This window comes from Flavobacterium sp. A45 (assembly GCF_002001005.1).
Classification (GTDB): domain Bacteria; phylum Bacteroidota; class Bacteroidia; order Flavobacteriales; family Flavobacteriaceae; genus Flavobacterium.
Genome location: NZ_MUNX01000065.1, coordinates 41,369 through 55,308, shown reverse-complemented (window position 1 = coordinate 55,308; position 13,940 = coordinate 41,369). Strand labels below are relative to the sequence as shown.

Genomic DNA, 13,940 nt, shown 5'->3' with positions numbered 1-13,940 from the left:
TTGTTCTTTTCAAATTGCAAAATTATGGCACAAAACTCCTTTAATTTAGCAAATACAAAAGACCAGGAAACTATCATATTTGCCAGTAGTGTGCAAACCAAAAACTCTGCAACCCTTTTAAAAACTTATTTGGATCAAGCTTTTGAACATGCATTCACTATTTATGTTGACAAGGTAAAAAGCAATGACAACTCAAAAATAATTCTTGAAATTGCTTCCGATAAAAAAACAATCCAAGAAAATGCTTTTACCATCAAGAGCGACGATAAAAATATTTATTTGATTGGTTCGAACGAGAAAACCTTGCGTTACGCCATATATACTTTGTTGGAAACTTGGGAATTTAGAAAGTATACCACAAAAGACAATTTCATACCTAAGTTAAAGCAAGTTTCGTTTCCTAAAAATTCAAATCAAACATACAAACCTTCATTCGAATACCGCGCTTTGTTTTATCCTGATTGTTATGATGAATCATTCAGAGATTGGCACAAACTTGATTGGCAAATCAATGATTTTGGAATTTGGGGACATTCGTTTTATAAATTACTGAGTGCCGAAACCTATTTCAAAACCAATCCCGAGTTTTTCGCATATTATGAAGGTGAGCGAAACAGTGAATCGCTGTGCATGACAAACGACACTGTTGTAGAAATTATAACAAAAAAAATGAGTGAAATAATTGCTCAAAACTCCGATGCACGTTTTTTTTCGGTTAGCCAAAATGACGATGTTGTTTATTGCGAATGCGACAGATGCAAAGCGTTAAACGAAAAACACGGCGGTCCACAAGGTTCCTTTTATTACTTTCTGAATAAAATAGCTGTTCAATTTCCAAAAACAAAAATCACGACATTAGCCTATCTCCACACCTATAGAGCTCCAGTAAATCTAAATATTGAATCCAACATTTACACTCTTTTTTGCCCAATACAATTGAACCGCGGTCAAGCCATTGCTGAATCTCCAAACAATGCAAACTTTCTCGATATAATAAATAAGTGGAGTACAACCGCACAACACTTTTATTTATGGGACTATACGGTAGAATTTACCAATTATCTTTCACCTTTTCCTAATATTCACACCTTTTCAAAAAACTACAAACTCTTTGAACAAAATCAGGTGAAAGGTCTTTTTGTACAAGGATATGCAGATGTTCCCGGAGATTTATACGAATTAAGACAGTACATTTTGGCAAAAATAATTTGGGACACCAATACTGATGTTGAAGCAGTAACAAATGATTTTCTGAATGGTTTTTATGGAAATGCTGCTCCATTTGTGAAAGGTTATATTGATTTACTCACTCAATATCAAGAAAAAGCAAATCGATATCTGGACATTTATACAGACCCAATTCAAAACAGAAATACTTTTCTCAGCCCAGAGGCTATGGATCAATACGATAAAATCATAAGCCAAGCAGAAAAAGCTGTCATTGACAATCCAACTTTGACAAAACGAGTTTTAAAAATAAGACTGGTTCTGGAATATGTATATTTTGAGCAATCCAAATTTTACGGCAAAGACAAGCACGGAATGTTTGCTGATAAGAACAAAAAAGACCAAGAAAAACAACTCAGCGAAAGAGTATTGAACTTTACAAAAAGCTGTAATGAATTTGGAATCTACGAGCTTAGCGAAGGCGGACTTTCACCCGATCAGTACTATCAGGAGTGGCTGGCTATAGAAAAAAATGCCTGCAACCATTTGGGCGAAAAATACGAAGTCCGTTTTTTAACTCCTCCTGCTGACGAATATAAAGGCAAAGGAACTTATGCATTAGTTGACGGTGTTCGTGGATACAAAAATCCTGCCATCAACTGGATTGGATGGTATGGAACTAATCCCGAAATAGAATTAACTTCAAACAAATTAAATTTCAACACCATCCGAATCAATTCTTTAAACGATCAAAGACATTGGATTTTTACACCTAAAAAAATTAGTATCTACGGACTTAAAAAAGAGAAATGGCAACTTATCACCAAACTGGAAAGTGATGAATTAACAGAGGATTCAGAAATAACCATAAAATCTTGGGAATTTAAATCAGATAAATTCAAGCAATATGAGTTTTTAAAAATTGAAGTCGAAAACCTAAAAGACTTACCTATTTGGAGAAAACGAAAAAACAAAAAACCAATGGTAATGGTTGATGAAATTGAGTTGCACAATAAATAATACTAACCTGAATTCGATTATACTTTTTTTCTTTTTTAGATGATGGCAAAAAAGCAAAACACTAACTGTTAGCCCCGGTTGAAGTGAAAATCCTCCCGATTTTTTTCGGGAGATTGTAACGGAAAACGGGACGATATTTCCAAAAAAGCCTAATCTTTCTGCTCCAAATTAACATTCTACAATTCTTGTTAATTTATATACATTTATTTAAATCCAATGGTGCTTTTTCAATCATTGGACGATTTCCTTATCCTAACTTAATCATTACTAGATACATAAAATTGGGAAAAATTTAAGACTCTTTATCAAAACTTTATGAGGTTCAAAAACAGTAAATAAATGTTTGGCATAGTTGTTGTAAATACAGAACAAATGCATTTCAACAGATTTATTTGCATTTTATGGATTTTTAAAAAATCTATAAACTTCTAAGGGAATGATTAAAAGATAGAAACATGAACAATTCAGATTTAAAAATATTGATTGCAGAGGATGATGTATTAATGATCAAAATCCTTGAATTTATTCTTAAAAAAGAGGGATATCAGGTAACGTCATGCAAAGATGGTTTGAGCGCTATAGAAAAAATTTCCGTACTTATACCTGACTTGATTATTACTGATATTATGCTTCCTTTTCGTTCCGGACTGGAAATAATAGGCTATTCTAAAGAAACTTTTGAAAACATTCCGGTTATAGTGGTTTCATCATTAGGAGAAGAAGAAGGAACAGTCATTGAAGCCTTCAATTTAGGAGCTGATGATTTCGTATCTAAGCCATTTAATCCAAATGAATTATTGCTTAGGGTAAAACGTTTGTTTGCAAAAAAGAATTACAGTATAAAACCAAAAGAATTGGAAGTGAGTATTAGTGCTTAAAACCATTTATTTTGTTTTTTTTTAAACCTCTGATTATTATTTCCCCAAGTAATTTTTCAGGGGTTTTATAAATTTAGGCATTTACTACTATTCAAAATACAACAGTCTATTACGAAATAAAACCAAAGTTAGCTTGAGCTTTCTGTCCTTAGTTTCAAAAAACCTATCTTTGCACAAAATTTACATACAATGAGCACTTTCGAACAATTCAATCTCCCTAAATCAGTACAAAAAGCAATTGATGATTTAGGCTTTACGACCCCAACTCCTATTCAGGAAAAAACTTTTTCTGTAATAATGTCTGGCCGTGATATGATGGGAATTGCACAAACGGGTACGGGTAAGACATTTGCTTATCTATTGCCTTTATTAAAATTATACAAATTTACTCCAGGTCATACTCCAAAAATTGTAATCCTTGTGCCAACACGCGAACTGGTTGTTCAAGTTGTGGAAGAAGTTGAAAAACTGACTAAATATATGTCGGTTCGAACTATAGGAATTTTTGGTGGGGTAAACATTAATACCCAAAAAACAACTGTTTATCAAGGCTGTGATATCCTTGTGGGAACTCCTGGAAGAATCATGGATTTAACATTGGATAATGTTATTCGCTTTGAGGAAATGCAAAAACTGGTTATTGACGAGTTTGACGAAATGCTGAATTTAGGATTCCGCACGCAGTTGACTTCAATTTTGGCCATGATGCCAAAAAAACGTCAAAATATATTATTCTCGGCAACAATGACTGACGAAGTAGATGCAATTTTGAATGACTATTTCGATTATCCAGAAGAAGTTACGCTATCTGCATCTGGAACACCACTTGAAAACATTACACAAATCACATATCAAGTTCCTAATTTCAATACCAAAATCAATCTTCTTAAACATTTATTAGAAACCTACGAAGACATGAGTCGCGTATTGGTTTTTGTGAATAACAAAAAGATTTCTGATATGGTTCATCAACGTATTGAAGAAGATTTTGAAGGTCAGTTTGGTGTCATTCACTCCAATAAATCTCAAAATTACCGTTTGAGTACGATGGCTGAATTCCAAGAAGGAAATCTTCGTGGGTTGATCACTACTGATATTATGGCGAGAGGTTTGGACATTTCGAATATTACTCATGTAATCAACTTCGAGATGCCGGAATTACCGGAATTATATATGCACCGTATTGGTAGAACGGGTCGTGCCGATGCTACAGGTACAGCCATCAGTTTAATTACGCCTCGTGAAGAAGAATCAAAAGTTGCGATTGAAATTTTGATGAATACCGAATTACCTGTTGAAACTTTCCCAGAAGAAGTGGAAGTATCCTTAAAATTAATCGAACCTGAAAAAGACAGACAACCTATTAAGTTTTTGATGAAAAAACAAAAACTGGAAGGTGATGGCGCTTTTCAAGAGAAAAGTAAAAAGAATAAAAAAGTCAATTTGGGGGGACCTGGTGTAACCAAGAAGAAAACACATGGTTCTGTAAATAGAAATATGCTGAAAAACCAAGCCAAAAAACGTAAGGACAAGAAATAATAGTTGGCAGTAGTCAGTTTTTAGTGGTCAGTTAAAACAAATAGCCCATAGTTCTTTTAAACTATGGGCTATTTGTTTGAGCGGAATCCAGATCACTGAATACTAATAAACTGAACTCTGAACACTTTTTTTTTTACTTTGCAAACACCAAACAAACGGGAGAACACAAATCAAAATTTTTCTTTGTATCCGTTAGTGTTCCTTTCTTTTTATTAATCTTAAAAATCACGATATTATTTGTGTATTGATGTGCTACCAAAAGAAACTTCCCTGTTGGGTCTATAGCAAAATTCCTAGGTCCTTTGCCCAAAGTACTTACTTGTCCTTTTGATTTTAATTTCCCTTTTTTCAAAATTTTAAAAATCGAAATGGTATTGGCGTCTCCTCTATTTGAAGCATATAAAAATTTCCCATTTGGAGAAACATGAATATCAGCTGAACTAAAAGTTCCTCTATAATCTTTAGCTAAAATAGTGGTTTCATTAATTTGGGTTAGTTTACCGTCTGCATAACCAAAAGTGGTCAATGCACCGTCCAATTCCTGCAATACATATACGTATTTCCCTTCTTTGCTAAATGTTAAGTGTCTTGGTCCACTTCCAGCTTTTACCGAAACACTGTCTTTTAATGTTAAAACATCAGTAGTTCCTGTTGGATTATAATTATACACATATACTTTATCAGTACCCAAATCATTGCTTAAAACATACTTTTTATCAGGAGAAAAATAAACCATGTGAACATGTGGCTTTTCTTGTCTTTCGGCATTCGCACCTTTACCGTAATGTTGGATAACTTGTTTCGCTTCGGTTAAACTACCGTCTTCATTTTTACCAAAAACTGAAATATTTCCTCCTGAATAATTAGCAACTATTACATTCTTATCATCATTGATGAGATAACAAGGGTCTGCTCCTTTGGAACTTACTGTATTTATTGAACTTGGTTTCCCGCTCACTGCATCAAATGCAAAAGAACTTACAGTACTTTCTCCACCACTTTCATTTACAGCATAAATAAATTTTTCATCCTTGGAAAGCGATAAATAACTAGGATTAACAATACTGTCGGATGATTTTTTTAATCTTATTTGAGCATTATCGGTATCAAATTCATATACGTAAATACCTCTACTGCTACAAGTGTTAGTATATGTACCTACAAGAAGATTTGCTTTGTTTTTTTGAGCCAATATTGGGGCTACAGAAGAAATTAATAAAAGAAATAGGTAAACTTTTTTCATATTTTATAGTTTTCAGAATAGCTAAAATACTTATTTTCTTTCAGAAATACCCTATTTGCTTCCTATTTTGAAAAATAATAACAACATCATACGAAACTGTCAACAAATTTGTATTTTTGACTCACAAAATCTTACGAACTTCATTGTTATAAAATCTCGTGAAGTAAACAAAAACTTAGAATGCACTTTAAACAACCCGAAATTCTATACTTTCTATTCCTTCTGATTGTTCCAATTCTGGTGCATTTATTTCAATTAAGACGTTTCAAAAAAGAATATTTCACCAATGTTCGTTTCCTAAAAGCACTTTCGATTCAAACCCGAAAAAGTTCCAGAATAAAAAAATGGTTACTTCTAGCCTGTAGAATGCTTTTGTTGACCTGTATTATCCTTGCCTTTGCACAACCTTTTTTTGAATCCAAAGACAGTAAAAATGCTAGCAACGAAATGTACATTGTCTTAGATAATTCCTTCAGTATGCAAGCCAAAGGAAAAAAAGGGGAACTACTGAAACGTGCCATTCAGGAACTGTTAGAAGAAACTCCGGAAAACGCCAATTTTTCTTTATTAACCAATAACGACAATTACTGGAATACCGATATCAAAACCATTAGAAGCGAATTGCAAAACCTGAAATATAGTGCTACTCCTTTTCAATTGGATAATATTATTGCCAAAATAAAAGCACATAAATCGGCTTTCAAGAAAGATATTGTAATTATCACCGATGCGGTGGGACTAGATCAAAGTCAATTAAAAAATATTGACACTGATAACGTTCCCTATTTTATTGTTCCAAAGGCAGAACAAAAAAATAATGTGGCTATTGACAGTGTTTTTATTCGCCAAACGCTTGATGATTTTTACGAATTAAGTATCAACACCACAAATTACAGTTCCGATTTCAAACCTGCTCCTGTGGCTTTGTACAATCAAAACAAACTGATTGCCAAAACCATCATTAATTTTAAAAACAAAAAGGAAACTATAAATTTCACTATTCCAAAACAGTCTTTTCATGGTTATGTTTCCATAGAAGACAATGATTTAGCATACGACAATAAATTATTTTTTAGCATTTCAAAAATAAAAAAGACAAACATCATCAGTATAGGAGCACCTGAAAAAAACAATTTCTTAGCCCGAATTTATACTGATGATGAATTCAATTATGGTCCTTTTACGTTAAGCACTTTGGATTATAACAGTATCGACAAACAAGATGCCATCGTTTTGAATGAATTAGACGAAATTCCACAGGCCTTGCAAACCACTTTAAAAGCATTTGTGAACAAAGGCGGAAATCTGATTATAATTCCATCTGAAACGGCTTCGATAACCAATTTAAATACTTTATTGAATCAGTTTGGCTCAACTCAATTCCAATCATTGGAATCAAATGAAAAACTGATTACCAAAATTAATTTCAGTCATCCATTGTTTGCTGGTGTTTTTGAAAATAAAACCAACAATTTTCAATATCCAAAAACCAAAAAGGAATTTACTATTTCAACCACAAGTCCTGCAGTTTTAAATTTTGAGGATCAATCTCCTTTTTTAATAGGTCTACGAAATGCTGTTTCATCAGTTTATGTTTTTTCGGCTCCGATAAATGCTTCAAATTCTAATTTTCAACAGTCGCCTTTGATTGTCCCTGTCTTTTACAAAATGGCTTTAAGTAAACTAAATAATGGCATTAACGCAAACACTATAGGCAAGAATGACTCGTATATTGTTTCTGTTCTTTTATCCAAAGATGAAATTCTGACCGTAAAAAATTCAGAAGAACAATTTATTCCTGTACAACAATTATTAAACAATAAGGTTCAACTATTCTTTAATGATTATCCTGAAAAAGCTGGCAATTACACTATATATGATTCCCAGAATCCAATAGAAAACATCAGCTTTAATTACCCAAGAACCGAAAGTAATTTGGATCAAGTCAACGAAAGTATATTATCCGATTATAAAACAAGTGATTCCATTTCAACCATTTTTGATACGCTACAAACCAGCCGAAGTGACAATCAAATTTGGAAATGGTTTATTATCTTTGCACTACTCTTCCTAGCATTGGAAATGGCAATTATTAAATTTGTGAAATAACAATCCGGTTTCTAAAAATTATAAAAACAACATGAAAATAATCATCCGAGAAGCAAAAATTATCGATCCAAAAAGTCCTTTTAACAATCAGACTGTAGATCTTTTAATTGTAGATGGTTTTATAAAAAAAATAGGAACGGCACTTCCAAATACCGATAATGTCGAAGAACTAAAACTAGACAATCTTCACCTTTCACAAGGATGGTTTGATAGTAGTGTTTCCTTGGGAGAACCAGGTTTTGAAGACAGAGAAACTATTGCAAATGGACTTGATGTTGCAGCAAAAAGTGGTTTTACTGCCATTGCTTTGCAACCCAACTCCTATCCTATTATTGACAATCAAGCGCAAGTAAATTTTGTAAAAAACAAAGCCAATGGTTTTGCGACACAACTCTTCCCAATTGGAGCTTTAACCAAGGAGAGCGAAGGCAAGGATATGGCCGAATTGTATGATATGAAAAATTCGGGTGCGGTTGCTTTTGGCGATTACACCAAAAGTTTAGACAATGCCAATTTGCTAAAAATAGCTTTGCAATACGTACAGGATTTTGATGGATTAGTTATCGCCTTTGCACAGGACGACAAAATAAAAGGAAACGGCGTTGCTAACGAAGGTGTTGTTTCAACCCGATTGGGACTGAAAGGCATTCCAGACTTGGCCGAAGAATTACAAATCGCCAGAAACTTATTTTTATTGGAATACGCAGGAGGCAAAATGCATATCCCAACCATTTCCTCAGCAAAATCGGTACAATTAATTAAAGAAGCTAAAGCAAAAGGATTAAACGTTACTTGTAGTGTAAGTATTCATCATTTGGTATTGACCGATGAAAAACTAGAAGGTTTTGATACCCGCTATAAAGTGACTCCACCACTAAAAACAGAAAGCGACAGACAAGCATTGATTAATGGAATTCTGGACGGAACCATCGATTTAATCACATCCGACCACAACCCTATTGATATTGAACACAAAAAAATGGAGTTTGATATGGCCAAAAATGGAACTATTGGTTTAGAAAGTGCTTTTGGAGCTTTGATGACTGTACTACCATTAGTAACTATAATCGAAAAATTTACTGCAGGAAAAACTATTTTCAGTATTCCAAGTAATGCCATCAATGAAGGAGAAATTGCCAATATTACTTTATTCAATCCTGAAGGCAACAGCATATTCACAAAAGAAAACATACTTTCAAAATCCAAAAATTCAGCATTTCTGGGCACCAATCTAAAAGGGAAAGCCTATGGAATTCTGAACCAAGGAAAATTAATCTTAGGGTAACCAAATAGCATGAACAACAATATTGAAGCTGGAAAAACAGCAGCCATTACCAGTTATATTTTAGGAATTGGCGTATTTATAGCAATGTCAATGAACAGTGGTGAAGACAAAAATGAATTTGCTTCCTTCCATATTCGTCAAGGACTTGGACTTACACTTACTTTTATTTCTTTGGGATTAATTATTAGCAATTTTGACAGTCTGATGATTTCTGTTCCTATGTGGATTTTCGTTTCTGTTTTGTGGACTTATGGTATTTTCAGCGCCATAAAAGGCGAAACAAAACCAGTTCCGTTACTTGGAGAGTTCTTTCAAAAATGGCTTAAAAGTATATCATAAATTTTCATTTCGAAACACATTAACTTTGTCAAAGTTTTGAACTTTGACAAAGTTTCAAAAAACAGAACATTAAAAAATGAATTTATCCTTAGAATATAAAATAAGAGAACCGAAAGTGATTCTCGACAAAAACCCATTATTACTATTGCTTCACGGATATGGCAGCAACGAAGCTGATTTATTTTCGTTTGCAAGCGAGTTACAAAACGAATATTATATTATCTCAGCTCGAGCACCATATGATCTTCAATATGGAAGTTATGCTTGGTATGCCATTAACTTTGATGCTGACCAAAATAAATTCTCCGATAACGATCAAGCTCGAATTTCTAGAGATGTAATTGCCAGATTTATTGACGAATTAGTAGCTAACTATCCTATTGATGCCAATGATGTAAATCTGATTGGTTTCAGTCAAGGCTCTATTTTAAGTTATGCCGTTGCAGTTTCATATCCTGAAAAAGTGAACAAAGTAGTCGCAATGAGCGGTTATATCAATTTAGAAATCGTAGCCGAAGATTACTTAAAAAACGACCTAAGCAAACTAAAAATATTTGCATCCCACGGAACAGTAGATCAGGTAATCCCTGTGGATTGGGCTAGAAAAACACCTGCCATTTTAGAGAAATTAGGCGTTGCAATAACCTATAAAGAATATCCTGTAGGACATGGAGTTGCTCCACAAAACTTTTTTGATTTCAAAAATTGGCTAGCTGAGAACTAGTTATCAGTGGTCAGTTTTTAAGTAATCTGACCTATAGAAACTTATAAAAAAGCGCGCAGTGACCAGTTCGTTAGCAATCTGTCCAATAAAAACTTATAAAAAAAGTGGTCATTTTTTTAGTCATCAGCAATAACTGAACACTAAAAAACTGACCACTGAATACTACCGTTTTACTTTTGGTATATAACAGACTGATTCACTTCAAAAGAAACGCTTTCATCTTCGTTGATAAAGTACTTAAGCAATACTTCGCCCCAATATTCTCCATCGCTGAAATCAGCAATTATCCAGCGGTGATTCAGCACTTTTACTTTATTAATAATAAATTTATTTGCTCCCAATTGCTCTTGTCCCGTATACGGATTTCCTTTTGGATTAGCGTTCAAATCTAATAATTGAGCCGTAACATAAGGAACTAAAGTCGCATAATTTCTGATTTTATCAGACGCAGCCGACTCAAAATAATTTTGGGCATTTTCATTTCTTTCCAATGAAAAATAATTGGAATCAGACAATTTATTGGTAACTGATTGCAAACTGTCTTTTAACTTCGTAGTTGTTTTTTTATACTTATCCTGCTCATAAGTCACCTCTTTGCTTAAATACATATAGGTATAAATATTAAAAACTAAAGACAAAATTAAAGCGTAAAGAAAGAATGATTTTTTCATGAATCTATTAAATTGTAATTTCTAAATTATCGTAAGCCAGAAAAACATTCTCCGGCAGTCGTTTTTGAACTTCTTCGTGAAAACCCAGCATGTGACTAATGTGTGTAAGATAGGCTTTTTCAGGTTGCAACAAAGCTATAAAATCGAGTGCTTCCTGCAAATTAAAATGTGTACCATGTGGCTCTTCTCTCAATGCGTTAATCACCAAAATTTTAAGCTTTTTCAATTTAGCAATTTCAGCTTTTTCAATAGTTTTCACATCTGTCAAATAAGCAAAATCATCAATTCTAAATCCAAAAACCTGAAGATCACCATGCATCACATTTATAGGTACGGCTATTTTATTTCCAATTGGGATAGGCTGGTTATTTTCGATTTCGATAGTTTTTACCGAAGGTGCTCCTGGATATCTATTGACAGTTTCAAATATGTAATCAAAACGCTTTTCAATATTGGCAAGCACCCTTTTATGGGCGTAAATCGGGATTGCACCTTGTCTGAAATTAAAAGGACGAATATCATCTAAACCAGCCGTATGATCGGCATGTTCGTGTGTAAATAAAATACCGTCTATTTTTCGGCAATTGGACGCCAACATTTGTTGCCTAAAATCGGGCCCGCAATCGATAACGTACGAATGGCCATCCCACGTGATCCAAGCCGAAACTCGGAGCCTTTTATCCTTAAAATCAGTACTTTTACAAACTTCATGATCACTCCCAATAATTGGAATTCCTTGAGACGTACCTGTACCTAAAAAATATACCTTCAATTGCGTTGTTTTTTTTTACAAAAATAGGATTAATTTCTCTTTCATTAGAAACCGAATTAGTTAACTTTGTAACATAATCGCCGAATTTAAACAAAAAAAAATGGAAGCCAAAATAAAACTAAAAGGAGACAAAGTTATTGAGCAAATTCCTTCCTTAAAGGACAAAGCACTTCGTATCAATTTGAATGAAAACATATACGGAACTTTTGCTGAAATTGGGGCTGGTCAAGAAACAGTGAGACATTTTTTTAGATCAGGTGGATCATCAGGAACAATCGCAAAAGCAATGTCTGCTTATGATAAAGACTTTAGTGATGCGGTCTATGGAATTGAAGAAGACGGTCGTTATGTAACCGAAAGCCGCCTTAAAAAGATGCTTGCTTTTGAGGTCGAATTGATAGAAGAACGATTAAGCAGAACAAAACATCCCAACAAATTGTTTTTCAGTTATGCCAATACAGTAGCTACAATAGATTTTGCAAAACAATTCAAAGGCCATGGCTGGGTAGGAATTCGATACCAATTGGATCCAACCGAAGATTACAACGAAATTATCATCCATATCCGTTTCAAAGAAACCGATTCCAGATTGCAACAAGAAACATTAGGTGTATTGGGTGTAAATCTAATTTATGGCGCTTTCTATAAATACAATGACCCTAAAAAATTACTGCGCTATTTATACGATCACTTAGACAAAGACCAACTGGAAATTGACACCATCAATTTCTCAGGTCCACGTTTTGCCGATGTTGACAATCGATTGATGAGTTTGCAATTGGTAAAAAACGGGATGACCGATGCGGTAATGTTTAACCCACAAGGAAAAAACGTACTTCCTGCTGCAATCCTGTATAAGAAAAACATACTAGCTTTTAGAGGAAGTTTCCGTCCGGTTACCAAAGTAAACATGGACATGTACAAAGAATCTTTAAAAATGTTTTTGGAAGAAAACAAAGTGGAGAAAGAAAACACTCTGGTGATTTTCGAAATAACACTGTCGAATCTTCGTTCAGATGGAGAAATTGACGAAAGAGATTTTATGGATCGTGCCGAATTGCTTTGCTCTTTGGGACAAACCGTAATGATATCCAATTTCCAGGAATACTATAAAGTTGTAGAATATTTTTCTAATTATACCAAGGCCAGAATGGGGCTTGCAATGGGAGTTAACAACTTAGTGGATATTTTTGACGAGAAATATTACCGTCATTTGAGCGGAGGAATTCTGGAAGCATTTGGAAAATTATTCTATCGCGACATGAAAGTATTTTTGTACCCAATGCTTGGCGAAGAAGGAGAAGTCATAACTTCTAAAAACTTGAAAGTTCATCCTAGAATGAAAGAATTATATAAATTCTTTAAATTCAACGGAAAAGTAGTTGACATTGAAGGTTACAATCCTGAAATACTAGAGGTATTCTCTCGTGAAGTATTGAAAATGATTGGTGCAGGAAAACCAGGTTGGGAAGAAATGCTACCTCCAGGAGTTCCCGAAATCATTAAAGAAAAACGTCTTTTTGGATATCATCCCAATTCGCTTTTGGAAGCGAGTAATTAAGATTTCATTATTCAAAAGAGACATAACTTCATTAAAAAATCCAAGAAAAACAAATTGTATTTCTTGGATTTTTTATTTTGAGAAATGACTCAGGCAAATTCTATAACGTATGGTTATTTCAATATTTGATCAGCGTGAGCTTTGGTTTTCACTTCCGAAATCACTTCATCAATGATTCCTTTTTCATCAATTACAAAAGTAGTTCTGTGAATTCCGTCATATTCTTTTCCCATAAATTTTTTTGGACCCCAAACTCCGAAAGCATTGATTACAGATTTATCCTCATCAGCCAATAACGGAAAAGGAAGTTCATATTTATCTCGGAACTTTGCCTGTGCTTTGGCATTATCGGCACTTACTCCCAAAAGTTCATAATTATTGGCTTTAAAACGCTCAAAATTATCTCTTAAATCACAAGCCTCAGTTGTGCAACCCGGTGTGGAAGCTTTTGGATAAAAGAAAACCACTAACTTTTTACCAGCATAATCGGATAATTGATGTGATTTCCCGTCTTGGTCTATTCCTGAAAATTCAGGTGCTTGATCTCCTTTTTTTAATGTAGTCATGTTTTATAATTTTAGATTGCAAAATTTAGATTTTAGAATATAGATTTCTCATTGCCATTGAATTTT

At 33.8% G+C, this 13,940-nt stretch carries 12 protein-coding genes; 8 read left to right on the top strand and 4 right to left on the bottom strand.

Annotated features, from left to right (window positions below; all coding sequences use genetic code 11):
• Positions 1-24 precede the first annotated feature (24 nt).
• From B0E44_RS06275 to B0E44_RS06265, 3 genes are all read left to right on the top strand, one after another.
• Positions 25-2,187, top strand: coding sequence for a DUF4838 domain-containing protein (locus B0E44_RS06275; protein ID WP_124019296.1), 2,163 nt, complete (start codon positions 25-27; stop codon positions 2,185-2,187).
• Positions 2,188-2,642: 455 nt separating this feature from the next.
• Positions 2,643-3,065 carry a response regulator transcription factor gene (locus tag B0E44_RS06270; protein ID WP_077371669.1) on the top strand — a complete coding sequence of 141 codons (423 nt, stop codon included), beginning with the start codon at positions 2,643-2,645 and terminating at the stop codon, positions 3,063-3,065.
• A 189-nt stretch (positions 3,066-3,254) separates the two neighbouring features.
• Entirely contained in the window at positions 3,255-4,604 is a 1,350-nt protein-coding gene (locus B0E44_RS06265; RefSeq protein ID WP_077371666.1) for a DEAD/DEAH box helicase, read from the top strand.
• A gap of 133 nt (positions 4,605-4,737) precedes the next feature.
• Here B0E44_RS06265 and B0E44_RS06260 read toward each other — a convergent pair whose 3' ends face one another.
• Positions 4,738-5,847, bottom strand: coding sequence for a lactonase family protein (locus B0E44_RS06260; protein WP_077371663.1), 1,110 nt, complete (start codon positions 5,845-5,847; stop codon positions 4,738-4,740).
• A 180-nt stretch (positions 5,848-6,027) separates the two neighbouring features.
• Between B0E44_RS06260 and B0E44_RS06255 the strand changes: the two genes are divergently transcribed.
• From B0E44_RS06255 to B0E44_RS06240, 4 genes are all read left to right on the top strand, one after another.
• Positions 6,028-7,956, top strand: a complete 1,929-nt coding sequence (locus tag B0E44_RS06255) for a BatA domain-containing protein (protein ID WP_077371660.1) — start codon at positions 6,028-6,030, stop codon at positions 7,954-7,956.
• A gap of 31 nt (positions 7,957-7,987) precedes the next feature.
• A complete protein-coding gene (locus tag B0E44_RS06250; protein WP_077371657.1) occupies positions 7,988-9,241 on the top strand; it encodes a dihydroorotase family protein in 1,254 nt (417 codons plus the stop codon).
• Between the two features lie 9 nt (positions 9,242-9,250).
• Positions 9,251-9,580, top strand: coding sequence for a hypothetical protein (locus B0E44_RS06245; protein WP_077371654.1), 330 nt, complete (start codon positions 9,251-9,253; stop codon positions 9,578-9,580).
• A 76-nt stretch (positions 9,581-9,656) separates the two neighbouring features.
• Positions 9,657-10,304: an alpha/beta hydrolase gene (locus B0E44_RS06240; protein WP_077371651.1), complete on the top strand. Its 648-nt coding sequence runs from the start codon at positions 9,657-9,659 to the stop codon at positions 10,302-10,304.
• 170 nt (positions 10,305-10,474) lie between these two features.
• Here B0E44_RS06240 and B0E44_RS06235 read toward each other — a convergent pair whose 3' ends face one another.
• Positions 10,475-10,975, bottom strand: coding sequence for a hypothetical protein (locus B0E44_RS06235; RefSeq protein WP_077371648.1), 501 nt, complete (start codon positions 10,973-10,975; stop codon positions 10,475-10,477).
• A gap of 7 nt (positions 10,976-10,982) precedes the next feature.
• Complete coding sequence (locus B0E44_RS06230; RefSeq protein ID WP_077371645.1) at positions 10,983-11,747, bottom strand: MBL fold metallo-hydrolase; 765 nt, start codon at positions 11,745-11,747, stop codon at positions 10,983-10,985.
• A 100-nt stretch (positions 11,748-11,847) separates the two neighbouring features.
• Between B0E44_RS06230 and B0E44_RS06225 the strand changes: the two genes are divergently transcribed.
• Complete coding sequence (locus tag B0E44_RS06225; protein WP_077371642.1) at positions 11,848-13,308, top strand: nicotinate-nucleotide adenylyltransferase; 1,461 nt, start codon at positions 11,848-11,850, stop codon at positions 13,306-13,308.
• A 113-nt stretch (positions 13,309-13,421) separates the two neighbouring features.
• Here the strand turns inward: B0E44_RS06225 and bcp are convergent, their stop codons facing one another.
• Positions 13,422-13,874, bottom strand: coding sequence for a thioredoxin-dependent thiol peroxidase (gene bcp, locus B0E44_RS06220; protein WP_077371639.1), 453 nt, complete (start codon positions 13,872-13,874; stop codon positions 13,422-13,424).
• Between the last annotated feature and the right edge of the window lie 66 nt (positions 13,875-13,940).

Bases quoted from the DNA above. Each gene is read 5' to 3' on its own strand.
- B0E44_RS06225 (WP_077371642.1), top strand. From the start codon at position 11,848: ATGGAAGCCAAAATAAAACTAAAAGGAGACAAAGTTATTGAGCAAATT.
- B0E44_RS06275 (WP_124019296.1), top strand. From the start codon at position 25: ATGGCACAAAACTCCTTTAATTTAGCAAATACAAAAGACCAGGAAACT.
- B0E44_RS06240 (WP_077371651.1), top strand. From the start codon at position 9,657: ATGAATTTATCCTTAGAATATAAAATAAGAGAACCGAAAGTGATTCTC.
- B0E44_RS06265 (WP_077371666.1), top strand. From the start codon at position 3,255: ATGAGCACTTTCGAACAATTCAATCTCCCTAAATCAGTACAAAAAGCA.
- B0E44_RS06270 (WP_077371669.1), top strand. From the start codon at position 2,643: ATGAACAATTCAGATTTAAAAATATTGATTGCAGAGGATGATGTATTA.
- B0E44_RS06245 (WP_077371654.1), top strand. From the start codon at position 9,251: ATGAACAACAATATTGAAGCTGGAAAAACAGCAGCCATTACCAGTTAT.
- B0E44_RS06250 (WP_077371657.1), top strand. From the start codon at position 7,988: ATGAAAATAATCATCCGAGAAGCAAAAATTATCGATCCAAAAAGTCCT.
- B0E44_RS06235 (WP_077371648.1), bottom strand. From the start codon at position 10,975: ATGAAAAAATCATTCTTTCTTTACGCTTTAATTTTGTCTTTAGTTTTT.
- bcp (WP_077371639.1), bottom strand. From the start codon at position 13,874: ATGACTACATTAAAAAAAGGAGATCAAGCACCTGAATTTTCAGGAATA.
- B0E44_RS06260 (WP_077371663.1), bottom strand. From the start codon at position 5,847: ATGAAAAAAGTTTACCTATTTCTTTTATTAATTTCTTCTGTAGCCCCA.
- B0E44_RS06255 (WP_077371660.1), top strand. From the start codon at position 6,028: ATGCACTTTAAACAACCCGAAATTCTATACTTTCTATTCCTTCTGATT.